The following is a 26,991-nucleotide window of genomic DNA, read 5'->3' as shown; positions in this document are numbered from 1 at the left end:
CGCGGTCTTCCGCCTACTCGCGACAGGATCAGCGCACCACGAAGCGCGAGACCGCCAGGGGAGCGTCCCCCCCGCGCGCCCAGAGCTCCAAGCGCCGCCTCCCCCGCTCGGCCGGGATCCGGGCGGTGAAGGAAGAAGGCAGGGGGACGACCGAACCGTCGTCGAGGCGGACCTCGAGCTCCGCCTGGCCGGCCGGCGCGACGACCCGGATCGGGATTGCCTGCGACTCGAGCGGAATGCCGGTCTCCAACAGGTACTCGTCCCCGTCCGCCGGGAGGAGGAAGCGCGGCCCCGTGCCGTCGCCTGCCGGGCGCGCCGGGCCGAGCGGGGCCGACGCGATCCCTTCGGCGTGCGCCCAACCGTAGAAGCCCGGGCCGACGTCGAGGGCGGGCCTCATCCGCTCGCCCTCTCCGCCCCCCGCCGCGCGGCCCACGCGCCCCTCGTCGGGAACCAGCCGGTGCATCGGGCAGGTCTCGCCCGGCTCCGTCCCGGGAAGGAAGACCTCGTGAATGGCCCCCTCACACGCAGGCCCGGCCCTCTTCCCGGAGAGCGGGCAGATCGTCTCGACGACGAAATGGCTGCGGTCCACCAGCGGCGACGGATGGATCCCCCGCATGGCCCGGATCATCGCGCGGCGGAAGAGCGGCCCCGCGCCCGTGATCCCCGACACGCCGCGCATCGGCTTGCCGTCGAAGTTCCCCACCCAGACGGCCACCGTCCTCTCCGCCGTGTATCCCGCGGTCCAGTTGTCCACGTAGGCGCGGCTCGTGCCGGTTTTGGCGGCCACCTTGAACGGGAGGCGGAGCGCGTTGTCCAGGCCGAACCCCGGGCTGCGAGCCCCTTCGTCCTCGAGGATGTCGGTGAGGAGCTCCACCGCTGGCGCCGGGAGGAAACGCCGCTCCTCCAACTCGCGCTCGACCGGAAGGGCCCTTCCCTCGGCGTCCCATGCCCGCCGCACGTCCGCGAGTGGCCGGAGGACGCCCCCGAGCGCGAGGCCGCGATAGGCCCGAGCGAGCTCCCGCAAGGTGACGTCGCCGTTCCCCAGGACGATCCCGACGCCGTAGTGCGAGGGATCCCCGGTGAGGGAGTCGAAGCCCGCCGCACGCAGCGTGGCGAGGGCGCGGTCCGGCCCCAGCTCGTCCGCGATGCGGATTGCAGGGACATTGTAGCTGCTGGCAAGCGCCGTCCGCAGCCGCACCGGGCCGTGGGTGCGCCGGTCGTAGTTCTTCGGGACGTAGTCGCCGGAGGGCGTGGCGAGGTGCACCTCCACGTCCGAGAGGACCGAGGCCGCCGTCTTCCCGTCCGCCAGCGCGCGCCCGTAGACGAAGGGCTTGAGCGCGCTCCCAGGCTGCCGGAGCGCCCGCACGCCGTCGTTCTGGCCCTGGCGCTCCTCGTCGAGGAAGTCCGCCGAGCCCACGTAGGCGAGGACCTCGCCGCTGGCGTTGTCGACCACCACCACCGCCGCCTGGCCTACGTTGTGCCCGGCGAGGGCCGCGACCTCGTCCCGGACCATCGCCTCCACGTCGGCCTGGAGCGCCGGATCGATCGTCGTCTGGATCCGGACCGCACGCCCAAGCCCCATCGCCGGCAGCCGGCCCGACAGCGCTGCGATGAGGTGAGGCGACTCGAAGACCGCCGACGCTGGGACGAGATCGAGAGGCGTCTCCGCCGCCACGGCGGCCTGCTCCTCCGAGAGCGCGCCGAGCTCCGCCATGCGCGCCAGCACCGCCCGCATCCGGGCCTTCGACCGCGCGTCGTGACGGTAGGGATCGAGCCTCGCCGGCGACTTCGCCATTCCGGCGAGGAGCGCCGCCTGCCCGGCGGAGAGCCGCTCTGCGGTCCTGCCGAAGTAGAGCTGCGCCGCCGCCTCCACTCCGAAGGTCGAGTTCCCGAGGGGTACGCGATCCAGGTACTCGCGTAGGATCGCCTCCCGCGGAAGGTGCAGGTGGAGGCGGATCGCCCAGAGCGCCTCGCCCATCTTGCCCACGAAGGTCCGAGGCCTTGGCACCAGGCGCCGCGCGAGCTGCTGGGTCAGAGTCGAAGCACCGCTCACGACCCTTCCCGCCCGGAGGTTCTGGAGCGCGGCCCGTCCGAGCGCGAGCGGGTCTACGCCGGGATGCCGGTCGAAGCGCCGATCCTCCGCGGCGAGGAAGGCCGCGCGGACGAGCGGCGGCACCCTGCCGCCGGGCAGCGGCGTCGCCCGGCCGTCCTCGCTCGAGCGAAGCTCGCGGAGGATCCCACCTTCACGATCCGTGAACGATATGGACACGAACTCGTCGCGGCGAAGCAGGTCGCCCGGGAGAGGAAGCGCGACGAATCCCGCCGCCATCACCACGCAGACGAGCGCTCCCTCCGCCGCGCCCAGGAGGGCGATCCGCAGCGCGCGCCGCACCCGCGTGACAGGCGCCGCCCTGAAAGACATTGCGCCCCCGGGATCGCTCCCGGGCTCTGGCGCGGCGCCCGCCACGTGAGGCGATCCCGGGTCTGGCCGGTCGCCCTTCATCTACCGTCCCGCCACCTGGCTGCGATCGATCACCAGGATGCGTCCGCCGTCGGATCGACCGAAGGTCTCCGGCCCGTACATCTCCTCTGCGTGGGCCGGCTGGAGAACGAAGTCTCCCGGCGTGGTCGCCCGTGCCACGAAGCTCGTCGAATGGACTCCCGCCGGCATCCGATCGGCGAAGAGCATCACCCGATCGTCCCGCTGCTCCGAGTGGTTGAACGGCGAGAAGAAGCGGAACGCCCACGGGCTCCACGAGTCGCCATCCTCGCCGTCGATGTCCCCTTCGTCGAAGCCCGGGCTCGACTCCCGATCGCTCGCCGACGCCAGCGTCGCCGTCGTGGCGAGAGACGTGTCGACCGCCTCGAGCCCCGCCGGCAACGGCACGGAGATCACCGCGTAGCTCCGCTCCTGGGCTGTCGCCACCCGCACGTGCACGCGCACCAGCTCGCCCGCCACCAGCTCCCGCGCCTGACCGCCGCCGTCGTAGGGCTCGATCCAGCGCTGCACCGCGAAGCCGCGGTCGAGGGGCGTCGTCGGCATCTCTGCGGGCGCGTAGCGGAGGAGCGCGCCGTAGTAGAGGATCCCGGCGCCGCTCTTGGAGATCGCGAGCTTCCGGGCTGACGAGCCGTCGCGCTCGAACGTCGTCGGCTGCGCCGAAGCGCCAGCCTTCGCGCCTGCGGCAGCCAGCCGCGCCATCTCGACCTGCGCCTTCTCCACCTGCATCGACCGCCCCTGGAAGCGAACGGACGCGAGCTCGTCGCCCTCCAGGCGCACCGAACCGGTGAAGTCGGGCACCTCCTTCTCCTTGGTCCGGCTCACCTCGTTGAGCGCCATCAGGGAGAAGGCCGCCTCCTGGGTGTTCCGATACCGCCCGTCGCGCCCCCGGATCCGCTTCAGGTAGGTCGCGAGCTTCGCCACGTAGGGATGGTCCGGCGAGATCGTCGTGAGCGTCTGGAGCACGAGCGCCGTGGTCCGGGTATCGGACGACCAGGGCGACCACCGGCTCGCAGGACCCGTCTCCTCGAAGTGGAGCTCCTGGGCCGACTCCTTCGCCTGGACGAGGATCTCGCCAAGGAGCTGCGTGGCCAGGCGCCGATCGCCCTTCCCCACGAAGAGCGCGTCGGCCAGCATCGCCTGCGCGTAGAGGGGCAGCTCCTTTCGCCGCTCGAAGAGCTCCCCGTAGTACGAGGGCTTCGGCGCACCCGTGCGGGCCAGCGCATAGAGCGCGAAGGCCCTCGTCGGATCGTCGCCCTTGTTGCAGCCCCAGCCGCAGCGCTCGCAGCGTCCGGCGGCCACCTCGTTCGCGACGAACGCCTGGCCCCGCGCGAGAGCGGCGGCGTCCACCGGGAAGCCCACCTCCTTCGCCCTCGCGAGCGCGAGCACCGCATAGGTCGACGCGAAGTGGGTGGAGCACCCGCTCGAGGCCCAGTAGCGGTAGCCCCCGTCGTGGTTCTGGAGCTGCTCGATCGACTTCACCGTGGCCCGGATCACCTCGTCCGGATCCGGGCTGCCACGGGACGCGAGCGCCTCGTCGCCGATCCAGCTCCGGTACGTCTCCGGTCCGGCCCACGGCACGCCGAAGCGCCCCGAGAGCTCCCGCAGCGCCACGAAGGGCACGAGGCGAGACGCCTGCTGCTCGAGGCAGCCATAGGGGTAGTCCACGAGCTGCCGCATGTTCTCATCGAAGCCCCCGAGGACCGAGGACGCGAAGGTGAGCTCGAGGCCGCCGATCCCCGGACGGATCCCACCGGGGGGATCGAGCGCCTCGATGCGCTCGTCTCGCGTCTCCCCATAGGTCGCCACCGCCTCCATCGCGACCGGCAGCTGGATCGGGAGGCGCTGCTCCACGCCATCGCGCTCGCCCATTCCCTCCACCGAGAAGCGCAGCTTCGCGCTCCCCGGCTGCTTGGCCTCGAAGCGGAAGCGCACCTCACGGGGCTGGCCCTTCGCCACCACCGTCGTCTTCTCGGCGGGCCCCTCGATGGAGAGCCCTTCCGCGAAAGCCTTCACCTTCACCTGGCCGCCGTCGGCGAGCCCCGTGTGGATCACCACGCCGGCCTCGAACCGATCCCCCACGCGAGCCAGCCGCGGGAGCGCGGGGAGCGCGAGGAGCGGCTTCGACACCGCCACCTCCGCCTGCCCCGTGCCGAAGCGATCTCCCTCCGTGATCGCCATCGCCATGATCCGATAGGTGGTGAGGTTGTCCGGGAGCTCGAACTCCACGTTGGCCCGGCCGCGACCGTCGGTCCGGACCTCGGGCGCGAAGAGCACGGTGGTCTTGAACGCAGAGCGGAAGCCCGCGCCGGTGCCGTCGCCCCCGCCGCCGCCGGCGGTCTGGCCCTTCTCGCCGTAGAGCCTGCGCTGGACCAGGTGCACCAGGGGCTCCCCGAGCTTCACCGACAGGCCGCGGAGCGGATGGATCGCCTCGATCGGATCCGGGATCTGGTAACCCGTCAGCCGCAGGACCCCCTCGTCCACGGCCCAGACCGCCAGCTCAGCCGGCACGCCCTTGCCCTGGAAATCCTTCACCTCGAGAGCGACCTTCACCTTCTCCCGAGGCCGCCTCTCGGTGGCGTCCGGCGTCACCTGGACGGAGAGCCGCTTCGAGCGCTTCTCCACCTTGAGCTGGGTGTAGCCGATCCGGACCGCGGGCCTGCCGGGATCCTCGCCGCTCTCGATGCCTCCCTCGGAGACCCGGCCTCGGGACAGCAGCACGCTCACGAAGGCGTTGGGGATCATCGACTCGTCGATCGGGATCTCGAGGGTGGTGGCGCTGCCGTCGAGCAGAACCTTGCGCGACGAGAACACCCCCTCCCGCTCCACCGTGAGGAGCGCCTCCACCGACGGATAGGGGCTCTTCACCAGGAGCTTCGCCGTCTGGCCGGGCTCGTACACCTGCCGGTCGGCGACGAGATCGATGCGGTCCGTGTCGTTGCGCTGCCAGGAGACCCAGCCGCTGCCCACCACGTACACCGAGGTCCGGCTGATCTGCGTGCGGCCCTGGGCGTCCGTGAGCTTCGCCTCCAGGACGTAGAGCCCGGGTTCCGCCGGCTCGAACGAGCAGGACTTCGGCTCGACGCGGGTCACCACCTCGCAGCCGTAGACCTTCTCCTCCACCGGCTCGCTCACGGTGAACCACTGCTCGCCGACGCCCTTCTTCTTGATCGACTTCCACTCCCGCCGCCGCGCCTCGAACGCGACCTTCACGCCGGGTGCTCGATCCCCCTCCGGCGTGACCGCGATCAGCTCCGTCTGGAGCGGGCGACCGGCCTGGGCGAAGCCGGTCGCCGCGACGCGGATCCCGGCGTAGAACGAGGCCGGATGCACGGTGAACGCGGTCCGGGCCGCGACCCGCTGCCGGTTCACGTCCTCGACCTCTGCCTCGAGCGTATAGTCGTATGTCTTCTCACCCGGAGTCTGCGGCGTACCGAGGTCGATCGCCAGCTCCCCGTGGCTCGCCGTGCGCGCCTCCCCGCTCCCCATCACCTCGGTGGAAGGCACGGGACGCTCGTCGTCCCACCACCAGACCTGGGAGCCGAAGTCGAAGCCCTCGTTGCCCGGCGGCGCGAAGAACTCCGGCCGGCGCACCAGGCTCCATCGGACCTTGGCATCCGCCATCGCGCCGCCGAAGAGGTAGCGGGAGAGGACGCTCGCCTTGAGCGGCTCCCCCGCCAGCGCGTTCTTCCGCTCCACGGACGCGTCCACCCGGAACTGGGGCGCGCGATACTCCTCGACCCGGAACGACCCGCCGTACGACAGGGTCTGCCCGTCGATCTGCCCCTCGGCGACGACGCCGAAGCTCCCCAGCGGAACGTCCTTCCCGAGCTCCATGTCGGTGGCGAAGGTGCCGAAAGACGAGAGCGTCACCTCCCGCGAGAGGAGCTCGTCGCCCCGTGGGTTCGTCACACGGAGCGTGAGCTTCGAGCCCTTCGCGGGCGTGCCGAGAGCGCCCACCTTGCGGAAGCGAACCAGCCCCTTGAGGTGGACGGTGTCGCCCGGGCGGTAGATCCCCCGCTCCGGGAAGACCATCCCCAGAGACACCGGCTCCTTCCCCTCCCAGTCGGAGGGGAGGCCGAAGGCCCAGGGGCCCAGGCCATCGTCCCAGTCGGACCAGGTGACGCCGAGCTCACCGTCCTTCTCGGCGGAGATCAGGGCGAGGCGCCCTTCCCAGGAGCTCTGGGCCTCGAGGAGTGTCGCGAGGCCGGGCACCTTCGCGATCCCCTCCTCGTCGGTGGCGCCCTGCCACCGCTTCACGCCGTCCTTGTCGTAGAGCGCGAGGGAGGCGTTCGGCACCGAGGCGCTGGACGACAGCCGGGTCACCCAGACGAGGCCGCTGGCGGGGCCGAGCTTCGCATGCACGGCGAAGTCGGTGACCTGGCCGAAGACACGCCGGGGATAGGAGTCCGAGAGCCCGGGCGCGCGGAAGGAGGCCGCGAAGAGGCCCGTCTTCGCGCCGGGCGGGAACGCCTTCCGCACATCCAGCGGCGTCCACTTCGTCCGATTCTTCGTCGCCCGGACGTCGACCGTCTCCCGCCGGGTCGCCGGCGACTTCGGGAGCGAGTGGCTCCGCAGCAGCTTGGCGAGCTCCGACGGCGTGACGCGCCAGAGGTCGGCGTCGACGCGTTCCAGGTTCACCGACTCGATCGGGAGGGTGCCGTCCCCCGCCATCTCGATGAGGGCCAGGGTCGAGCCCACGTCGAACGACGGCTGCCGATCGTCCAGCGTGATCCGCGCCTCGAAGGCGCCGGCCTTCTGCCCGAACGCGTCCTCCAGGCCGTCCTTCACCCGGACCACGTACGTGGTTCCGGGCCGGAAGCCCCCGGGCACAATGATCACCGGCGACTCACGACGCTCCCAGGTGTCGGGGATCCGGGCGTCGACGGAGTCCCACTCGATCTCGACCGCCGGCTCAATTGAGAGCCTCTCCTTCAGCCCGTCGACCTTGGCGAGGTTCGAGGTGGAGAGGACCAGCGGGCCGTAGGGGCAGCGGTCCCCCTTCCAGAAGCACGACTCCGCGCCCGTGATCCGCATCCCGCCATGGGTCCGGTACGCATACGTCGCATCGGCGCCGAGGGTCAGGGGCCCTTCGGACCCGCGGAGGCTCCCGGCGACGACGAGGGACACGGGGCGATCCAGCGGGAGCGACTCCACCGGCGCGAGCTCGTAGCGAATCCGCCGATCCTCGACAGCGGGAGCCGAGCCCGACCTCTCACCGGTGCCCCGGTCCGCGCGCTCCCGGCGCAGCTCGTCGAGCCGCTTCTCCGAGACGAGCTTGAGCGCCACCGTCCGCCCGCCCTCGAGCTCGAGCCTCACCGCCTCCGCGAGGTTCGCCACCGGCTGGTTCAAGGTCAGCGAGAACGTCGGCGACGACCCGAGCCATTTGAAGTCGCTCGCCGGCTCGATCCGCTGCACCTCCGGCTTCGGGGTCTCGAACTCCCAGGTGCGCCCCTCTGCGAGTGCCGATCCGTCGAGCGCGCGGATCCCGGCGGGGATCGTGACCGAATAGCGGGTCGAAAACGGGATGGGCTTCTCCGGGACGAGCTCGACGCTGGCGGAGCCCAGCCAGCGCCAGGTTCCCGGGATCGGCGGCTCGATCGTGGCGGGAGCGGCGAGCTTCGCCTCCTCCTGCACCCCGCCCACCGCCACCATGGGCTTGGAGAAGGTGATCGTCGGGCGCGCGTCGACCGGCGAGGCCCCCAGCGGGCGAACCGCGACCACCGCAAGGTCGCCGGCGCTCCCGGGCACCGGCTCCTGGGCGACCTCCAGATGCGGCGCTTCGGGGAGCGGCTCGAGCTTGCGGGATGCTTCCTCAGCCTGCGGCGTGATTCGGCTGCCCTCCGGTTCGTTGCACGAGCAGGAGCCGGCGACCAGGCCGAGGAGGCCCAGCGCCAGGAGGAGGAGACTACGCTTGTGACACATGGGATCCCTCGATCGAGCGGCGGCACTTGGACGCAAGTCCTGCCGCGCTCATTCACGGTGGGATACCACAAGGGACCGACACGCCGGGTGTGACGGAGAGACCCCCGGCGGAAAGTCGAAGGTGCGGGCTCGGCTCAGCCCGGCAAGACGAAGTCGCGGATCCTCGGGATCCCCGCCAGGACCTCGACCTCGCGGCCCGAGTGGTCGGTGGCGAGGTGGACGACGTGGGCCTCCGGAAACGATAGCCGGTAGTCGTTGATGTGCGTGGGCTCGTTGTCGAAGGCCGCGAAGACCTCGCCGAGCGCCCGGAGCTCCTCGTGGGCCCGGCGCTTGAAGTCGTCATCCCGCATGGCCATCGAGGGCTTCATCACCAGGACGACGCTCCCGGCCTCCGGCGGCGGGATCCCCATGCGGACGAAGGACACGACCGTCCCCTCCCTCATGAGCTCCGGCCTCCCGGTGCAGTACGCGATCCGGGTCCCGGCCTCGCGGAGCATGCCGGCGAACGCGGGCCCACCTGGTGTCGGCTCGTCGTACGCACAGTACGAACTGGTGAAGAAGCGCTCCTCCCAGAAGCGCATTGCAGCCTCCAGGTGCCGCTCGATCTCCGCGGCCTGCAGACCCGCCGCGCGCATGGCGCCCTCCATGTCCCAGCTCGAGCCCCAATGGGCGAGCGTCGAACGGGCCAGCGCCGCCACGCCAACCGCTTCGCCGTACTCCTGGAGGATCCGGGCCTGCCGGGGCTTGTTGTCGAGGAGGGTCGAGTCGAGGTCGAAGACCGCGAGGCCGGAGGATCCCAGGCGACGAGCAGTCTCCAGGACCCGGGGCAGGACCAGGCGATCGGATGCGGGCGGTGCGGGGAACAGCATGGTGTCTCCAACCAAGGGGCGCCCGGAGTCCATCCGGGCTCGATGCTTCAGGGCCCGATCGGCCCGAGCGCAATCGGGCAGGCGGCCGATTGCCGGAAACCGAGGGCCCGACCGGGTCCCCCTTTCGAGGGGCGCTACACGCATTAGTTTCTACACCGAAGGAGGCGCTCGAGAATGCGGATCGCCGAACTGATGACCAAGAACGTCGTCACCGTGCGGGAGTGGGACGAGCTCGGCCTCTCCTCCGACCTCATGCGGTTCCGGCGCTTCCGCCACATTCCCGTGGTGGACGCCCACCAGCGCGTGGTCGGCATGCTCTCGCGGATGGACCTCGTCGAGCAGGCGAGCCGCCCGGGCAATCCCCGGCTGATCCCCGTCTACGACGTAATGCACCGGCCGCCCATCACCATCGCAGGCGAGGCCCGCGTCGAGGAGGCGGCCGAGCTGATGCGCAAGCACAAGGTCCATTCCGTCCCCGTCACCGACGCGGAGGGCGTGCTCCAGGGCATCGTCACCGACAGCGACGTCCTCTCCGCCGTGGCAGGGACCGCCATGCCGGTGAGGGACCTCTCCTCCGTCCCCGTCGCCCGCGTGATGACCCCCGATCCCATCACCATCGACACGGACGCCACCTTGGGAGAGGCCGCCGGCGCCCTGCTCGAGGGCGGGTTCCGCCACCTCCCCGTGATCGACGCGGACCAGAAGCTCGTCGGCATGCTCTCCGAGCGCGACCTCCGCTCGGCCTTCGGCACCGACTTCCTCGACTGGACCTCCGTCGAGCAGTCGCGCCTCGACGACGTCGTCACCAACGCGATGGTCCCCGATCCGGTCATCGTCCGGGCGAGGTCCCGCCTGATGGACGTGGTCGACGTCTTCACCGACGAACGGATCGGCGCCCTCCCCGTCCTCGACGAGGACGATCGCCTCGTCGGAATCCTCTCCTACGTCGACGTGCTCGTCTGGCTGCGCGACCACGTCCGCGCCGAGGGCGCCGAGACCGCCCCCGCCCAGCCCTCGCCCTGATACACGCGCAGGCCGGGCGAGGTCATGCGGCGGCCTGGAGCTCCCAGAGCCGGGCGAAGCGGCCGCCTGCGCGCAGGAGCTCGTCCGGCGTCCCCTCCTCGACCACCCGGCCCTGCTCTAGGACCACCACGCGATCGACGCCGCGCACCGACGCGAGCCGGTGGCTGATGACGATCCCGATCCGGTCGCCCGCCATCGCCCGGGAGAACGCCTCCTGGAGGAGCGCGTCGTTCTCGGCGTCCAGCGCGCTGGTCGCCTCGTCGAGGACGAGGACCCGGGCCTGCCGCGCGAGGGCGCGGGCGATCCCGAGCCGCTGGCGCTCGCCGCCGGAGAGGTTGCCGCCGCCCTGGGCGAGCTCGCCGTCGAGACCGCCGGGGAGACGGTCGATCCAGAGGTGCGCGTTGGCCTCGGTGGCGGCGAGGCGCATCGCCTCGTCGGAGACGGGGGCGCCGCATGAGAGGTTCGCGCGCACGGTGTCTGCGAAGACGATGGTGTCCTGGGGGACGTAACCCACGTGAGAGCGGAGCGAGCGCAGGGTCCCGCGTCGGAGGTCGACGCCGTCGAAGGACACCCGCCCGGCAGAGGGCTCGACGAAGCGCAAGAGGAGGCCCGCGATCGTGCTCTTCCCCGCCCCGCTCTCGCCCACCAGCGCCACGGTCTCGCCAGCCCGGAAGACGAGGCTCACGTCGCGGAGCACGTCCCTCTCGCCGTAGCGGACGCTCACGCCCTCGAGGCGGACCTCGCTGGGCGACGGGAGCTCGATGGCGTCAGGCGCGTCGTGCACCGCGTCCGGCGCGTCGAGGAGCTCGAAGGCGCGGCCCACGGCGGCGCGGAGCTGGGCGAGCTGCTGGCCCAGGTTTCCGAGGGCCTTGAGCGGCTGGTAGAGCATGAGCGCCGCCGCCGCGAAGGAGACCACGGCCTCGGGGGGCAGCTCGCCGGAGACCACCGCGCGGCCCGCCCAGGCGATGGCGGCGGCGAGCCCCACCACGCCCAAGATCTCCATGAACGGCGTGAAGGCGCCCCGCACGAGGAGCGAGCGCCGCATCACCCCGAGGAGCCGCTCGCTGGCGGCGGCGAAGCGTCGGCCCTCGTGGGCCTCGCCGCCGTAGGCCTGGACGATCCGGTGCCCCGTGATCGCCTGCTCGGCGCGCCGAGCGACCTCTCCCTGCGCCTCGTGCTGCTCCTTGCCGATGCGGCGCAGCCTCTCGCCGAATCGCCGCACGGGCACCAGGGTACCGGGCACGACGACGACGGCGGCCACCATGAGGCGGACGTCGATGATCGCGCAGACGACGACGAGCGCGACCGCTTGCGAGAGATCCCGCACCAGCGTGACCGCCACCTCGCCGGCGGCGCCCTCCGCCGCGGCGATGTCGCCGGTGAAGCGCGACACGAGGTCGCCCGTTGGATGGGTCTGGAAGAAGCCCGGATCGGCCCGGAGCAACCTTGCGAAGACGAGCTTGCGCAGGTCCGCCGCGGCCTCCGCGACGGCGCCGGGCAAAAGCACGTTGAAGCCCGCGGACGCTGCAGCCTTCACGAGGCCCGCCGCCACGAGGAGGAAGGGGAGCGAGCCGAGGATCCCGCTCGACAAGGCCGCGACGGCGCCAGCGGGCAGGAGCTTCGAGAGCATCGGGCCCACGTCGAGGGAGTCGCCCTGCACGAGCGCACGAAGCGCAGGCCCGGCCAGGAACGCGTAGCCACCCATGCCGGCGGCGGCGAGCGCCGCGCAGCCGATCGCCGCCGCGACCCGCAGGCGATACGGGCGGACGAGGTCGACGAGGCGCGAGTCGGTGGCGTTCACGAGGCGGGTTTTCGCAAGAACGGGCCGCGCAGGCAACCAGGAGCGGACATTTCGGTCGCGAGGTCGAGGGCGCCCATGGCGTTCCCGCAGCGGACTTCTACTCCTGTGGCGCGACCACCTCGGCTGCGCGGGCCTTCGCCGGCCTGGCCTGCACGCGCCCGGAGAGGTCGAGGATCACGAGCCCCAGGATGATCGAGCCGGGGAGCAGCATCGCCACGTGGCCATGCCGCAGATAGAGCATCGGGCCGATGATCGCCCCGCCCAGGAAGGCGACGAAGATCGAGGCGTGCAGCCAGAGCTTCCGGAGCTCCGGATGGCGCCAGAGATCCCGGAGGAACGCAGCGACTCCATGGCTCGACGCCTCGCTCGCCCTCTCCCGGATCCAGGAGACGAGCGAGACCAGCTCGATGCCGAGGTCGGTGGCGATCCCCGTGAGGTGCGTGGTCCGGATCACGGCGCCGGAGAGCCGGGTGACGAGCGCGTTCTGCATCCCCATCGAGAAGCAGAGCATCCCGGTGAGGAGCAGATGCAGCCACTCGGGGCGGCCGGATGTGAAGGCGCTGATCGCGGTGAAGGCGGTCAGCACCGCCGCCTCGGTGATCAGCGCTGCGGCGTAGCGTGCCCTGCCGAGGCGGCTCGCCCCCTGGACGAAGGCCGCCGCCGCCATCACGCCGAGGAGGAAGAAGAGCACCAGCGAGAGCGCGGCCAGCGCGGTGCCGGGGCGCCCCCTCGCCAGCTCGTCGCCGACCTGGCTGACGTTCCCCGTGACGTGGGAGGTATAGGCCCCCACCGCGAAGAAGCCGGCCGCATTCACGATCCCCGCCACGCACGCGAGCGCGATGGCGAGGATGGCGTTGGACGCGAACGAGCGATCCTGTCCTTCGGAATGCAGCAACGGCGTGAGCCTCCTCGCTACGGTCCCGTCTCGGGTGCGCGGACGACGTTCCGCGCTCCCGCGGAGGACCAGCCACCCATCGTTTTCCGGTGGCTGGAACGGGACCCTCGCGTCACTCGGACCGGGCGCTCCCCTCGAGGGCGGCGATCGCCTCGAGGACGCTGTCGTCCATGTGCTCGATCTCCTTCGCCGTGGCGTCGACCCGCAGGAGCATCCGGTTCACGAACCGCTTGGCGAGGGCCTCCCGCTCCGGGAACTTCTGCGCCTGCTTCGCCAGCACCTTGCCCATCGCCACGTCGGCGAGCATGCGGGTGAGCCGCTCGGCGTGGAGGAGGCCCTGGGAGAAGTCGGACTTGGCGTCCCACTGCCGCAGGAAGCGCTTCTTGAGGTAGCGGCCCCACGCCGCCGGATCCCTGCCGACGAGACCGCCCTCCCACTCCGCCTTCACCTTCTGGCCGAAGATCCGGAGCATGATGGTCTCGGTGGCCCGGTAGACCGTGGCCTCGGCCTTGTTCACGTCGCGCAGCAGCTGGGTCTGGGCCGTGCGCGCGAGGAGCCGCGCCCGCGCCCCGCGCCGCAAGAAGCCTGCGGGATCGCGGGCCGCCCAGAGCAGGTGATCCTTGGTCGCCATCAGGGCCTGGATCTGCGACGTGCCCTCGTAGACGGGCATCACCAGCGCGTCGCGCAGCAGCTTGTGCACGCCGGTCTCGTCGATGTAGCCCATGCCGCCGAATATCTGCATCGCGTCCCGGGCGATCTCCACGGACTTCTCGCTGGTGACGTACTTGAGCAGCGGCGTGAGCCTGCGGGCACGCTTCGCGAGGCGCGACTGGCGCGCCTTCATCGCGGCCAGCTCCTCGGGATCCGTGGGCGGCTCGGTCCGCAGCTTCAGATCCAGCCGCTGCGAGATCTCGACCGCGGAGATCGCCTCGAAGGCGAACGCCCGCATCGCCGGGATCCAGGTCCCCATGTCGACGAGCTTCTCCGCGATCAGCTCGTGGCGATCGATCGGCTTGCCCATGGTGGACCGCTCGGAGGCGTAGGCCTTCGCCATCCGGTACGCCGCCTCGGCGTTGCCGATCGCCTCCACGGAGACGCCGATCCGCGCCGAGTTCATCAGCACGAGCATCAGCTCGAAGCCCTGCCCTCGCTCGCCGATCAGCTCGCCCTCCGACTCGTCGTACTCGAGGGAGCAGGTGGCGGAGCCGTGGTGGCCGAGCTTCTCCTCCACCTTCGTGATCCGCACGTTGTGGATCCGGTCGCCGTTCTTCTCGAGGATCCGCGGCACCAGGAACAGGGAGAGTCCCTTGAGGCCGGGCGCGTCCTTCTCGTCCTCAGACCGCGCCAGCACGAGCTGGTACTGACCGTGCCCGGAGGTGATGAAGATCTTCTCGCCGGTGAGGTACCACTTGCCGCCGCGCTCCACGGCCTTGGTCCGGATCACGCCGAGGTCGGAGCCGGCGCCGGGCTCGGTGAGCACCATGCAGCCGAAGTCGTCGCCGGCGGAGATCCGGCGGATCGCCTCGTCCCAGCGGGTCTTCACCAGCCGGCCGTCCTCGAACTTCGCCGAGCCCTCGCGGATCGAATAGACGTAGAGCGAGGTCGCCACGCCGCCGTGGAAGCCGTAGTGGGTCATCGCGGAGACGTCGCCCCGTGCGATGAGCTCGTTCGCCACGAAGTAGAGGGCGAGCGGCGCGTTCGAGCCGCCGAGCTCGCGGGGAGCGGAAAGGCCGAAGAGACCCAGCTCCTTCATCCCGCCGAAGACGTCGTTCAGCTCCTGCGAGAAGACCACCTCGCCGCTCTCCAGGCGGGTCCCCTTGGCGTCGATGCGATTCGCGCGGGGCGCGATCTCCTTCGCGACGAACTCTCCCGTCGCCTCCATCACCGTCTCGTAGAAGCCGAGGGCCTCCTCGAGATCCTTCGGGCCGTCGGGGAGCGTGAAGCCGTTCTCCGTGAGCTCGACGATCTCCTTCCACTTCAGCCCATTGCGGAACTGGAAGAGGAGGTCCTCGTTGTCTCGGAAGAAGTTCGAAGAGTCGTTGGCCATGTCGGGCTGTCCTCCTGGCTACGGATGGCTGCGGATAACGCAACGCATCATAGGCGATCCGGCCCTGGAGAGATAACCGCCCGACGTTCGGGCGCCACCCGAGCGGAGGCCATCGAACGTAGCGATGCTGGCGGCCGGGCGGGCCCTCGAGCGGCGATCTCCCCTGCCGCCGAGTCTTCGCGTCAGCCGTACGCCTCGGTGTGGACCGCCGTCCGGGGGACGCCTAGCTCCGCCAGGACCGCCTTCACCGTCTCGATGAAGCGCGGAGCCGGCTCCTCACCACGGTCGCGGGCGGCCTTCTTGTCCCACCGCGTGATCGCGGGGCCGCAGGCGTAGACCAGGCAGTTCCCTGGCTCCGGGATCGCGTCCGCCAGCACCTCGCGGTTGATCCGCCCCAGCCGGGCGCACGGCGACTCGGCAGGCGCCGAGGGCTCGCGGGTCAGGCAGTGCACCACCCGGAGCCTGCCGCCAGAGGCCCGCTCCAGCTCGGCCAGCTCCCGGGCGAAGATCACCTCCGACCAGGTCTTGTTCGAATAGACGAAGGTCTGCTGGACCTCCGGCTGGTGGGCGAAAACCCACTTGGCCATCGCGAAGTTGGGCACCACGCCGGAGCCGGCGACCACGTGCACCAGGTGCCGGGTCCGCTCGGCGAGGTCCGGGCCCACGGCGAAGAAGCCGCTGTAGCCCTTCACCGTGATCGTCCGCCCGAGCTGGAGGCCGTGCACCAGGAAGGGAGAGAGGAGCGGCGGATACTCCGTGGAGCCGGGGATGAACGTCTCCTCCTTGATCGTGATCGCGAGGAGGGGCTCGTCTGGTGTCGAGGCCATCGAGTAGGCCCGGACCGCCTCCCGCCTGCCCTTCGCGTGCTCGAAGTAGGCGATCTGCTGGCGGAGCTCCCGGAACTGGGCAGGGTCGATCGAGACGAACTGACCCGCCAGGTAGTTCCTGGGATGGTCGCCGGGATCGAGCATGAGGGTGACCGTGTCCGGCGTCTCCCAGACGATCTCCCGAAGGACAGTGTCGAAGACCTGGATTCGGTTCTGGACGGACGTCGCCTCTGCGGATTCGATCACGGCGTCTCCTAGCTTCGCATGCTCTCCAGGGAGCCTCGCGCGAGCGAGTGGAGGACAACCTATAAGGCCGCCGAGCGCTCGGCGCTCTACCCGAATCATCGCTTGGGTGACGATCGAAGGGGAGGAATCTGCCGGCCGCCCCGGGTCGGTGCGATCGAGCGCCCCGGAGCCCGTGCAATCCCTGCGCAGAAACGCAGAGAGGGGAACCTGACCGTAGTCGGGTTCCCCTCTCTTTTGGTGCCCAGGGCGAGACTCGAACTCGCATGCCTCGCGGCGCCACCCCCTCAAGATGGTGTGTCTACCAATTTCACCACCTGGGCATATTCGCTTTTGCGACCCGCGTCCGGAAGGCCTTCCCGGCCGCGAGTGGGAGGCTGTTTACAGTGCCCCCCGATGCCGCGCAAGTACTTTTTTGGAAGATTCGCTTCCGACCTGCGCGGTCATCCGGATCGCCCCGATTACTCGGCGGCGGGAGCCTGCTGGGCGTCCGGCGCGGGCGCCGCGGGGGCGGCCTCGGCAGGCTGCTGCTCGGCGGCGGGCGCGGCATCCGGAGCGGCCACGTCGGCAGCGGCGGGAGCCGTCACCGGGGCGTGCTCGCCCTGGACCACCGACCGGCCCTCGCCACCCGAGAGGTGCGAGAGGGTCAGCGAGGTCAGGAAGAAGATCGCCGCCGCGGTGGTGGTGAGCTTGCTCAGGAACGTCTGGGCGCCACGGCCGCCGAAGACCGTCTGGCTACCAGCGCCGCCGAAGGCCGCGCCGATGCTGGCGCCCTTGCCCGCCTGCAGCAGGATCGTGAGGACGAGGAAGACGCAGACGAGCACGTGGAGGATCTGGATTGCGAGTTCCATGGACCGTTTCTGGGTTTCGCCAAGCGTTGGCTGGTGATCGGAAGTTTTGGAAAAGCGCGGCAGGCTAACACAGCCTCACCCGGCATCGCAACCCGCGTAGCCACCGGTGAATTTCACCCCTGGGGACATTCCCGCCCGGCGATGAAATTCCCGGGGGACGGGGATAGGCTCGGCGCCATGCACCCCCTCCTGCCCGGCAACCTCGGACGCGCGGCCCGCACGGCCCTGCGCATCGGCGACGACCGCCTCTCCTACCACGACCTCCTCCGGGCCGCCGAGGCCTCCGCCGCCCGGCTCCTGGCCGACTCGCTGCGCCCCGGCGACCGGGTCGCGGTCTGGGCCACGCCCTCGGCGGCGACGGCCGCAGCGATCGTCGGCAACGCCGTCGCGGGCCTGGTGACCGTGCCGCTCAACCCGGCCCTCGGAGAGCGGGAGCTCGCCCACATCCTCGCCGACGCCGCTCCCAAGCGGATCCTCGCCGACCACCCGGAGGCCTTCGAGGGCCGGATCCCCGACGGCGGGCCCCGCATCGAGGCCATCGTCACCGCGGGCCCCCGCCGCGCCTCCTTCGCCGAGGTCGGCCCCGACGCGCCCCTCCTCGTCCTCTACACCTCCGGCACCACCGGCGCGCCCAAGGGCGCCATCCTCACCCACGGGAACGCCGCCTCGAACCTCGACGGTCTCGCCGCGGCATGGGCCTGGAGCGGCGCCGACACGCTGGTGCACGCCCTGCCCCTCTTCCACGTCCACGGCCTCGTCCTGGGCCTCTTCGGGAGCCTGCGGGCGGGCTCGGAGCTCCTCCTCCTGCCCCGCTTCTCCCCGCAGGCCGTCTGCGAGGCCTTCGGACCGGGCGGCGGCTCGATGCTCTTCGCGGTGCCGACGATGTACCACCGCCTCGCCGAGCACCTGGAGGCCCACGCCGCCGACAGAACGCGCCTCGCCGCTGCCCGGCTCCTCGTCTCCGGCTCCGCGGCGCTCCCGGTGCGGGAGCACGAGCGGCTCGCCGGCCTCCTGGGACAGCGGATCGTCGAGCGCTACGGCCTCACCGAGACCCTGATCAATTGCGCCATCCGTCACGACGGCGAACGCAGGCCCGGCACCGTCGGCCCGCCGGTGGACGGAGTCGAGCTCAAGCTGGTGGACGACGATCGCCGCCCGCTGCCAGACGGCGACGAGACCGCCATCGGCGAGGTGGCCGTGCGCGGCCCCAACGTCTTCGCCGGCTACCTCAACCGTCCCGACGCCACCGCCGCCGTCGTCGATGAGGACGGCTTCTTCCTCACCGGGGACCTCGCCACCCGCTCGGCGGACGGCTACGTGCGGATCGTAGGGAGGAGGGCCACCGACCTCATCAAGACCGGCGGCTACAAGGTCGGCGCCGGCGAGGTCGAGGCGGCCCTCCTCGAGCATCCGGGCGTTCGAGAGGCGGCGGTCATAGGCAGCCCCGACGACGACCTCGGCGAGCGGATCGTGGCCTTCGTCGTGCCGGCCCCCGGCGAGCCGCCCTCGCCCGAGGAGCTCTCGAGCCACGTCGCGAGCCTGCTCGCTCCGCATAAGCGGCCGCGACAGGTGGAAATTGTCCCGGATCTGCCCCGCAATGCCATGGGGAAAGTGCTCAAGAAGCAGCTCGGCGCGCGATCGACCACCTGAGCACCGATCTCCGGGAAGCGCGCGAGGGCGCGGGATCCGGAGATCCCGCGCCCTCGCTTTCGGTCGGGTGACGACCGTCGCTACTTCTTGGTGAACTGGAAGGCCCTGCCGGAGAGCGGCTCGACGGTCTTGTAGAGCGCCGTGATGGGCCGCGTCCGATCCGGTCCCTCCAGGCCGATCCACGCGCTCGAACCGTTGTAGATGTTCCAGGCCGAGGTGCCCGCGGCCGCCACGATGTTGCCGAAGACCACCGCCATGTCGCCGTTGGACGAGAGCTGAATCTGGAACGTCGTCCCGCCGGTGTTGCTGCAGCGATTGAAGTTGTTCCACTGCAGGATCGTGACCTGGTTCGAGCCGATCACGCGGTGCTCGTACTGCCAGTCCCAAGTTCCAACGCTCTGCGTGCAGCCGAGGTCGTCATAGAACGCGGCGAACAGCGGACCGGCGGGCGTGGCGGTGCTCGTCCGCGGAAGGGCGTCCGGCGCGAAATGAGACGTCGAGGGCTGGGTAGGAGCGAACGAGACCCAGCCGTTTGCATCCACCCAGATCTGGCTCGTGGACGAACCGAAGATCGGCATGGAGAACGGGAGCGTGAGGCCGGTTTTGCCTGAGTCGTCCCGCATCGCGCTGACCGTGGTTCCGGTCGCCCGGATGTCGATGAACGGCACCGTCGCATATCGGTTCAGGCTGTAGTCCGTGAAGCGGCAGCCCACTGCCGCCGTTCCGGGAGTAGCCGGCCCCGTGCACCACTGGGCCGGATTGTTGTTGAGGACGCCTCGGACCAGATAGCTCCCATCGAGGCCCAGGCTCGAGCCCGACGGAATCGACCAGGAGGAGTCCCACGTCACGGAGGCCACCGTCGCGAACCCAAACGCCTTGACCCGGAGCGTATCACCTCCCACGGCGAGGGCGACGCCATTGCCGTAGACGTAGCTCGGTGTGAACCCGACGCTGGGAGAGGCGGCGAGGGTCGCGAAGCCAAACGCGGGAATCACGACCGGTCCCTGGATCACGTGGGATCCGCTGGAGGTCTCGATCACCCAGCGATCGAGGTCGATCGGGATCGAGTTCAGGTTCTGGATCTCGAACCACTGCGCCGTCGAACCGCCCGCCGGATCGATCATGAGCTCGGTGATCACCACGGACCCGACGTCGTGGACGAAGATCGTGACCTCCTTGCATTCCGTGTAACCAGACACGGTCGCGCACAGGTTGTAGGTCGTAGTCTTGGTCGGGGTCACGAGCCTGGAGCCGGTCGACTCGAGGGGCTCGAAGCGGAACGACCGATGTCCGAAACCGCCGGCGAAGGTGGTGGTCGAGCTCGAGCCGAAGTGGATGTTATGGCCCCAGCCGCCACCGGGCCTCTGGAAGCCGATGGTCTTCGAACCGCCCAGAACGCTGTTGTTTCCGGTGAGCGGGAGCATGTCTCCGTAACGGTATTCCACTGCGCCGTCCGCGAAGTAGACCACCTGGAAGTTCAGATCGGTGGCGCCGTCGGCGGCGCTGCCAATCCGGTGATGGTGGTACTGGATGATGTAGTGGTCGATTCCGCCGGGCTCCGAGACGAACTTCGCGTAGACGCCGCCATCCGGATGGGCCGTGCTACCAGCCGCCGCGGTCTGGACGTCGCCCCAGAACGGAGCGAACTGGACCTTGACCCCGTTCGTATCGGTGGTCGGGAGCTGGAGGTTGCTCGAGCGGGAGCCGGACAAGGTTTCGTCAAACGAGAGAACGCCTTGGTTGCCGACCTTGAGCCGGGTGAACCGGCCGCCGAAGTACGGGAAGGTGAAACCGTTAGCGGAGAAGTCGACGATTGCGTAGGGACCGCTGGTCGTCAACACGCCGAGTCCGAGCTCGGACAGCAGCGTTCCGCCCGATGTCGTGATGTCCTCGTAGGGTGAGCTCACCTCCGAGACGAGGAAGTTGCCCGTCAGGGCGGGCGCATCTCCGGTGTTCGAGGCGGCGTCCCACGAGAGCGTCACCGGCTGGCCAGCGCCGACCGTGGTCGGCGACGCCTGGAGTCCGACGCTCACGTTTCGCGCCACGACGGACTTCGTCGCTCTCTTGACCCGGCCCATCGACCACAGCTCGAAGTTGTAGGTCGTGTGCCCGGGGAGGTTGTCCGTGTAGGTATCGGAGGACATGGAGAGGCCCGACACGTCGAACTGCCGGGTCGCTGCCCCCGTGGTGGCGCTCAGGCGGATGTCGTCACCGCCGGTGGTCTCCCACGAGAGCGTGACGGGCTGACCGGGCTCCACCAACGCCGTGCTCGCTCCGAAGGAGACGATCTTCCACTCCGACTGGACCGTGATCACGTCGGTGCACTCGATGAAGGCGCCCGAGATCGCGCAGATCCGGTAGCTCGTCGTATCCGCGGGATTCACGACCACCGAGCCCGAACCATTGAACGGCGAGAACTGGAACGAGCGGTTCGAGAGGCCTCCCGCGAACGGGAAGTTGCTGGCGGAGTTGCTCGTACCGCCCATGTAGTGCAGGTAGCCGGCCACTCCCGTCGGATCCTGGTAGCCGATGGTGGCGGACGAGGCGTTCGCTTCGTTCTCGCAGGTGTTCGGGAAGCAGCTCGTCGAGACGTTCGGGGCGGCCAGCCCGGCCATGGTTCCGTAGCGATACTCGAAGGAGCCGTCGGCGTGGAGAACCACCTGGAAGTTCAGGTCGTGCTCCGCCGCGCTGGAGCCGGAGAACATGCTGATGTGGCTCCACTGGACGATGACTTCCGTCGCGGTGGCGAGGGCGTAGACCCTTCCGTTCGTACGGGTATGCAGGTCCTTCCAGAACGCCGCCAGGTGCACCTTCTTGTTGCTCGAGCTGGGCAGCGTGGAGTTGCTCGAGGTCGTGGTGGCGCTGGAGTCGAACGTCAGGAAGCCGTCGGTCGAAACGCGCACCGCGCTGTACGGGGTCCCCAGATAATTGAACGTGAACCCGCCGACGAAGGGGACGTTGGCCATGGTGGAGTCCGCACCAGCGCCGATGATCGGCTGAAGAGCGGAATCCGCAGAGAGGTCCACGAACGCCGACGCCACCTCGGTCATCGGAGTGGTCAGCGCGTAGTTCCCGCCGGAGTACATGTCAGCGTTCCAGGAGATCGTGACCGCCCCACCTGGATTGACGGACGCCTCCGACGCCCCGACCGAGAGCCCGAACTGCTTCACCGTGACGGTCTTCGAAGAGGTGACGGTCCGGTTGAGGAACCGGTTCTTGAGCTCGAGCACGTAGGTCGTCGTCTCCGTCGGAACGAGCGGGAGGACGCCCGCCGAGATGCCGACGGTCGTCCCGTCGGCAATCACGGTACCGTTTGCCTTGATGGTGAGCTCATCCCCGCCCTTCGTGGTCCACGAGAGGTCAACGGACTGGCCCCGGTTGACGTTCGCTGCGCTCGTCACGAAGGACGAGATCTCGAAGTCGGCGGTCACATGGACCGTCTGGCAAGACATGTAACCGTCGACCTCGGCGCAGATCGTGTAGTCGCCGGTCTTGGCCGGAACGATGGTCGTCGTCCCGACGCCGGCGGCAGGCTGGTAGCGGAACGCACGGTTGGCGATGCCCCCAGGGAAGGTCGGGTTGCCCGCCGCGCCGGAGGTACCGCCGAAGTGGAGCTGGTGGCCCATCAGCCCGGTCGGGTCCTGGTATCCGATCGTCGCGCTGGATCCGTTCGCCTCGTTCACACAGGTAGAGGGGAAGCAGCTGGACGAGGTGCTGGCCGGCGCCGCCATGGTTCCGTATCGGTACTCGAAGGTGCCGTCCGAGTGGAGGACAACCTGGAAGTTGAGGTCGTACTGGTTCGTGTTCGACGAGCCCGCGAAGGGGCTCAAATGGGTCCACTGGACGACGTAGGTATCGTCGTCGATCCGCAGACTGTGGACCCGTCCGCTCGTCCGAGTGTGGAGATCATCCCAAAACGCGGCGAGGTGGGCCAGCCGGTTGGAGGTACCGTCGTTGGGGATCGGCTGGTTGCTGGTGAAAAAGGCCGTCGAGGCGGTATCGAACGAGATCACGCCGTCTGTCGAGACGCGAGCAGCCGTGCGGCGCTGACCGAAGAACGGGAACGAGAAGCGGCCTCCGAAGTCGACCGTGACGGTCGTGGTGTCCAATCCACCCGCGATCAGCGTCGCCACACCAGGCATCGAGCTGATGTCCTCGAACGCAGTCGACGACGTGACGTCCTCCATCGGCGACGGCGCGTAGACGCGTGCGGTCCCGCCCGACAAGGAAGTCGCCGTCCAGCTCAACGTCACCGGGGTCCCGGGCGACACGTCGGCAGCGACCGGGTCGACGGAGAGGTCCAGCGTCCGCACCGTGACCGTCTTCGTCGCCGTCCGGATGCGACCGTCGGCGGCCTCGATCGCGAGGACGTAGGTGGTCGGCCGCTGAGGGACGTGGATCAACGAGTCGCCGTCGATGTCCTTGCCCGTGAGGTCGAGCTCGACGCCGTTCGCGGACAAGGTGATCGAGGTCGCGCCGCTCGTCTCCCAGGCGAGGGTGACAACGGCTCCGTATTCGAGCTGGGTGCCACTCACGGTGAAGTCGACGAGCTCGAAGGGCGGGTACACGATGATCCGGACCACGCGCTCCACCACGGACTCGAGCGCCCCCGCGGCCCGGACGGTGTACTGGTGCTCCCCGACCGTCGCCTCCGAGAGCACGCAAGAGCCGGACGCGATCTGGCTGGAGGCCGCCGAGCACCGGACCGTGCCGGACGAGTCGACCACCTCGACGGAGGTGGCGTTGGTAGAGGTCCACGAGAGGGTGAAATTCGTGTCCCTCAGCACCTCGCCAGAGGGTGCCGTCACCGAGAGCGTGGCCCTCGGATGGACGATGACGTCCACGGTCGCCGTCGCGGTCCCCTCTCCCCGAGCGGTCAGGGTGACGGTCTTGCTGCCAGCGCCGGCCGGAGTCCAGACGTAGCTGTCGTTCGGCGAGAGGGAGGGAGGCGGCGAGTAGCGGAAACTCCGGCCCCCGAGGCCGCCGGGCACCGCGGTGTCTTTGCTGAAGACGTGATACCCGCTCTGATCCGGGAACTGGTACCCGATGGTCGCGCTGTTGCCGTCGACCCAGCCCTGCGACGCCCCGCCCCGGATCCACGGACCGTAGCGGTATTCGAACGTCCCGTCTGGCCTCAGGAGGATCTCGAAGTTGAGATTGTCCGTTCCGGCGGCGGCGTTGGTGATGCCCTTCCACTGGATGGCGAGGAACTCTCCCTCCGCGTCCGAGCTCAGGAGGTAGTAGACGTTTCCATTCGTCGCGCTGTTGGGGAAGAAGAGATCGTCCCAGAACGGCGCGATGTGCGCCCAGGGGCTCGTCGTCCCCGAAGGGAAGTTGGTGTTGCTGAAGCTCGATATCGTTCCGGTGCGGCCGAAATCGAAGCTGGCGATCCCGTTCGCGTAGATCATGATGCGGTTGTAGGTCTGACCGCCGAACGGGAACCTGAAGGTGCCCGGGAACGTCAAGATGTCGAACCCCTCGTCGTTGGTCGTGAGGGTGCTCCAGGTCTGGGTCAGGTCGTGCTTGGTGCCGCCTGCCGCCTGGACGTCGATGTACGGCGCCGAGGTCTCCGAGAAGACGAGCCCGCCGGGGAGAACGCTCAGCGAAACGCCAGAGGCCATCTTGGTGGTCCACTCGAGCGTCACTCCATCGCCCACGAGGACCTCGACGGGAGTCGCGGTGAAGCTGAGGATCTCGGGCGGAGCGATCGTCACGCTCGCGTCGGCCGAGACCGAGGTGCCGAGGGCGTTGGTCGCCACGATCCGATAGGTGGTAGCCCGGGCCGGAACGACCTGGAAGCTGCCGCTGGCGCGATCGCTCCTGGGAACCGTGAGGAGCGCGGGCGTGACGGGCGCGCCGCTGCCATCGAGCTGGTAGAGCAGAAGCGACTCGGCGTTTGCCGAGGTCCACGAGAGCGTCACGGTGGGCGCCACCGTGGTGTCGAAGACCTGCGGCGTCGCCACCAGCGTCGCCGCGGGGACTCCGACAACCGTGACCGAACGCGTCTCACTCACCGGCGTGGAACCCGCGCTCGGCGTGCTCGCGGTGAGCGTGAAGGTGTACGAGCCGACCTGGCCCAGCGCACGCTGGAGCGACCCGGCGTGCTCGCTTCCGGCGGCAATCGGGTAGGTACCACCCCGGTCGTCCGTCAGAGAGAGGACGGGCGTGGCCCCGTCCGGATCGTCGGTGGTCTGCCACGAGATCGTGGCATTCGTGTCGACCAGGAGCTGCGCGGGCCCGACCGAGAACGCCGCGATCCGCGGACCGGTCCCTGCGTCGACGACGATGGACGCGGTCGTGCGCTGCGATGCGCCGTTTACCACCTCGAGGGTAAAGGTGGAGGAGCCGGCCGTCTCGATCGTGGCGAGGTAGGAGCCGTCGGCGATCCGCGTGAGATCGGTCGTCGCGAAGATCTCCTCCCCACTCCGCTTCAGGGAGAGCGACGTGCCGCCCAGGTTCTGCCAGGCGAGGGTGGCGGTCCCGCCGACCCAGACGCGATTCGGAGTCGCGGTGAAGGAGGTGTTCGTTGGAGCCCCGACTGTGACGGTGAGGGTCCTCGAGACGAAGTCGCCCGCGTCGTTGAACGCCCGGAGCTCGATCGCCGAGTTGGTGGCGGCAACGAGCTCGACCGCGCCAGCGGCGACCGCATCGTCGGCGGTCGCGACGACCGCACCGTCCTGCCTGAGCTGGATCGAGGTGGCGCCGGTGGTCGCCCACGAGACAGTAAAGGCCTCCCCTACCCCAACCCTGCCCGGAAGCGCGGCCAGGGACTCGATCGCCGCCGCAGGAACGAGCCGAACCGCGGCGGTGGCGGCAACGTCGCCGGATTCGTTCGAAGCCATGAGAGTGAAGGTCTCGTCGGCCTGGAGCACCACCTCCACCGAGCCAGAGACGAGGGCGTCACCGCCAATGGCGATCTCGCCGAGGTTCTCGCCGACCAGCCGAAGCCCGATCGCCCGCTCGACGCCCGACCACGAGAGCACCGCCGTCGCCTGTCCGTCGTCGCCGATCGTGAGCACCGGGCGCGCAGCCTCGAAGCTGCCGATCACCGGTTCGAGCATGATGTCGATCGTCAGCTCGCTCGACGCCTCGAGGGTTCCGCTCCGGGCCACCAGCTTGAACTTGCCGTCCGCGCTCATGGGCAGCGAGACGGATCCCTGCGCGGCTTCGTCACCGGTGAAGGTCTGGGCCACACCGGCGAGGTTCGAGACCTCGACCTCGCGGGCGCCGCCTACCACCCAGGTGAGAGCCTTGAGAGAGCCGACCCCGGCGGCGGAGGGATCCACCGGAGCGAAGGAGACGATCTTCGGCGCCACCTCGACGAACGCAGAAGCGACGGCCTGCTTCGTGGCGCCGATCGCGGTGAGCCGGTAGGTCGTGGTGAACGAGGGCGTCACTTCGAAGGTCCCGCTGAGCTGCGTGCTGCTCTCGAAGACGGGCCGGTCCTCCTCGTCCACGATCGCGACCGACACGGCGTCCTCCGTCTGCCACGTCAGGGTCGAGGTGCTGCCGTGGACGATCCTCGCCGGATCGGCGCTCAGGTTGGCGACGGGAGAACCCTTCACCTTCACCGTGACGGTCGCCTCCGCCTTCTCCTCGCCCTTCGACGCCACGAGCTTGAAGGTCGTCGAGCTTGCGACGGCCACCTTCACGGAGCCCTCCGGCGCCGCCTGGCCGCCGAGGTCCACCTCGTTGAGTGCGCCGTCAACGATACGGATCGCTTCCGCGCCGTGGGTCTTCCAGGAGAGCGTCGTTTCCTTCCCCTCCTCCACCTCGGTCGGGTTCGCGGTGAACGAGAGGATCTCGATCGCGTCTCCGAGGATCTTTACGGTGGCGGTGGCAGTCTTGACGTCGCCATCCTTCTTCCCCGTGGCCGTCAGCTCGAAGGTGGTTTCAACGTCGACGACCACCGAGACGGAGCCCGCCTGGATGGCGGCTGCGCCGAGCTGCACGTCACCGCCGTTGGCGGTCAGCGAGAGGCGGTCGGCGTTCGTCGTCTCCCAGGAGACCTCAACGCTACCGCCCGCCTCGACTCGGTCCGGGCGCGCGACGAAAGCGACGATCTCGACATCGCCAGGCTCCTGCGCCTGACCCGTGTCCTTGCTTCCACAGGCCGAGACGGCGAGCGCCATCAGGGCAAGACAACTCGTACGCCAGATCTTCAACATCTGCGCCTACCTCGTTCTTGAGACCAGACTGCGAAACCGGGGGTGCGTGAGGAGGACGAATCAAGCAGGGAATCGGCAGGACTGCAACAGATCCATGGCAAACGTTTTGCTTTAGAAGCATATTGAATTTCGGACCTCAATCTGATTGCCGCGCGAATTCACGGTCTTGGCCGACCGGCAACGTGCAAGAAAGTT

The 26,991-nt window shown here is 69.6% G+C and carries 11 protein-coding genes and 1 tRNA gene; 2 read left to right on the top strand and 10 right to left on the bottom strand.

From position 1 onward, the window contains the following. Positions 1-28: 28 nt before the first annotated feature. The 3 genes from pbpC to AKJ08_RS04210 form a co-directional block, all read right to left on the bottom strand. The gene (gene pbpC / locus AKJ08_RS04220; protein WP_050724920.1) at positions 29-2,422 is read right to left on the bottom strand and encodes a penicillin-binding protein 1C; all 2,394 of its coding nucleotides are present in this window, start codon (positions 2,420-2,422) and stop codon (positions 29-31) included. An 81-nt stretch (positions 2,423-2,503) separates the two neighbouring features. Then, positions 2,504-8,422: an Ig-like domain-containing alpha-2-macroglobulin family protein gene (locus tag AKJ08_RS04215; RefSeq protein ID WP_050724919.1), complete on the bottom strand. Its 5,919-nt coding sequence runs from the start codon at positions 8,420-8,422 to the stop codon at positions 2,504-2,506. Between the two features lie 134 nt (positions 8,423-8,556). Further along, the gene (locus AKJ08_RS04210) at positions 8,557-9,291 is read right to left on the bottom strand and encodes an HAD family hydrolase (RefSeq protein WP_050724918.1); all 735 of its coding nucleotides are present in this window, start codon (positions 9,289-9,291) and stop codon (positions 8,557-8,559) included. Between the two features lie 174 nt (positions 9,292-9,465). Here AKJ08_RS04210 and AKJ08_RS04205 point away from each other — a divergent pair, with 174 nt between their 5' ends. Further along, positions 9,466-10,314 (top strand): CBS domain-containing protein, encoded by an 849-nt coding sequence (locus AKJ08_RS04205; protein ID WP_050724917.1) that lies wholly within the window; start codon positions 9,466-9,468, stop codon positions 10,312-10,314. 22 nt (positions 10,315-10,336) lie between these two features. Here AKJ08_RS04205 and AKJ08_RS04200 read toward each other — a convergent pair whose 3' ends face one another. The 6 genes from AKJ08_RS04200 to secG form a co-directional block, all read right to left on the bottom strand. Continuing rightward, on the bottom strand, positions 10,337-12,115 hold the full coding sequence (locus tag AKJ08_RS04200; RefSeq protein WP_050724916.1) for an ABC transporter ATP-binding protein: 1,779 nt from the start codon (positions 12,113-12,115) through the stop codon (positions 10,337-10,339). Positions 12,116-12,212: 97 nt separating this feature from the next. Continuing rightward, positions 12,213-13,010 carry a YoaK family protein gene (locus AKJ08_RS04195; RefSeq protein ID WP_050724915.1) on the bottom strand — a complete coding sequence of 266 codons (798 nt, stop codon included), beginning with the start codon at positions 13,008-13,010 and terminating at the stop codon, positions 12,213-12,215. Positions 13,011-13,122: 112 nt separating this feature from the next. Beyond that, positions 13,123-15,057 (bottom strand): acyl-CoA dehydrogenase family protein, encoded by a 1,935-nt coding sequence (locus tag AKJ08_RS04190; RefSeq protein ID WP_050724914.1) that lies wholly within the window; start codon positions 15,055-15,057, stop codon positions 13,123-13,125. 182 nt (positions 15,058-15,239) lie between these two features. After that, on the bottom strand, positions 15,240-16,130 hold the full coding sequence (locus AKJ08_RS04185; protein WP_050724913.1) for a ferredoxin reductase domain-containing protein: 891 nt from the start codon (positions 16,128-16,130) through the stop codon (positions 15,240-15,242). A gap of 235 nt (positions 16,131-16,365) precedes the next feature. Continuing rightward, positions 16,366-16,450 (bottom strand) — tRNA-Leu (locus AKJ08_RS04180). Positions 16,451-16,588: 138 nt separating this feature from the next. Then, the gene (gene secG / locus AKJ08_RS04175; RefSeq protein ID WP_050724912.1) at positions 16,589-16,978 is read right to left on the bottom strand and encodes a preprotein translocase subunit SecG; all 390 of its coding nucleotides are present in this window, start codon (positions 16,976-16,978) and stop codon (positions 16,589-16,591) included. A 177-nt stretch (positions 16,979-17,155) separates the two neighbouring features. Here secG and AKJ08_RS04170 point away from each other — a divergent pair, with 177 nt between their 5' ends. Then, complete coding sequence (locus tag AKJ08_RS04170; protein ID WP_050724911.1) at positions 17,156-18,628, top strand: AMP-binding protein; 1,473 nt, start codon at positions 17,156-17,158, stop codon at positions 18,626-18,628. Positions 18,629-18,708: 80 nt separating this feature from the next. Here the strand turns inward: AKJ08_RS04170 and AKJ08_RS04165 are convergent, their stop codons facing one another. Next, on the bottom strand, positions 18,709-26,796 hold the full coding sequence (locus AKJ08_RS04165; protein WP_157370462.1) for a lamin tail domain-containing protein: 8,088 nt from the start codon (positions 26,794-26,796) through the stop codon (positions 18,709-18,711). Between the last annotated feature and the right edge of the window lie 195 nt (positions 26,797-26,991).

The organism is Vulgatibacter incomptus (assembly GCF_001263175.1).
Classification (GTDB): Bacteria; Myxococcota; Myxococcia; order Myxococcales; family Vulgatibacteraceae; genus Vulgatibacter; species Vulgatibacter incomptus.
The sequence above is the reverse complement of the archived record's forward strand: the minus strand, read 5'-3'. Positions and strand labels throughout refer to the sequence as shown.

What these genes read in the sequence shown, in the direction of transcription:
- pbpC (WP_050724920.1), bottom strand. Translation starts at nt 2,422, where the DNA reads ATGTCTTTCAGGGCGGCGCCTGTCACGCGGGTGCGGCGCGCGCTGCGG.
- AKJ08_RS04215 (WP_050724919.1), bottom strand. Translation starts at nt 8,422, where the DNA reads ATGTGTCACAAGCGTAGTCTCCTCCTCCTGGCGCTGGGCCTCCTCGGC.
- AKJ08_RS04210 (WP_050724918.1), bottom strand. Translation starts at nt 9,291, where the DNA reads ATGCTGTTCCCCGCACCGCCCGCATCCGATCGCCTGGTCCTGCCCCGG.
- AKJ08_RS04205 (WP_050724917.1), top strand. Translation starts at nt 9,466, where the DNA reads ATGCGGATCGCCGAACTGATGACCAAGAACGTCGTCACCGTGCGGGAG.
- AKJ08_RS04190 (WP_050724914.1), bottom strand. Translation starts at nt 15,057, where the DNA reads ATGGCCAACGACTCTTCGAACTTCTTCCGAGACAACGAGGACCTCCTC.
- secG (WP_050724912.1), bottom strand. Translation starts at nt 16,978, where the DNA reads ATGGAACTCGCAATCCAGATCCTCCACGTGCTCGTCTGCGTCTTCCTC.
- AKJ08_RS04170 (WP_050724911.1), top strand. Translation starts at nt 17,156, where the DNA reads ATGCACCCCCTCCTGCCCGGCAACCTCGGACGCGCGGCCCGCACGGCC.
- AKJ08_RS04165 (WP_157370462.1), bottom strand. Translation starts at nt 26,796, where the DNA reads ATGTTGAAGATCTGGCGTACGAGTTGTCTTGCCCTGATGGCGCTCGCC.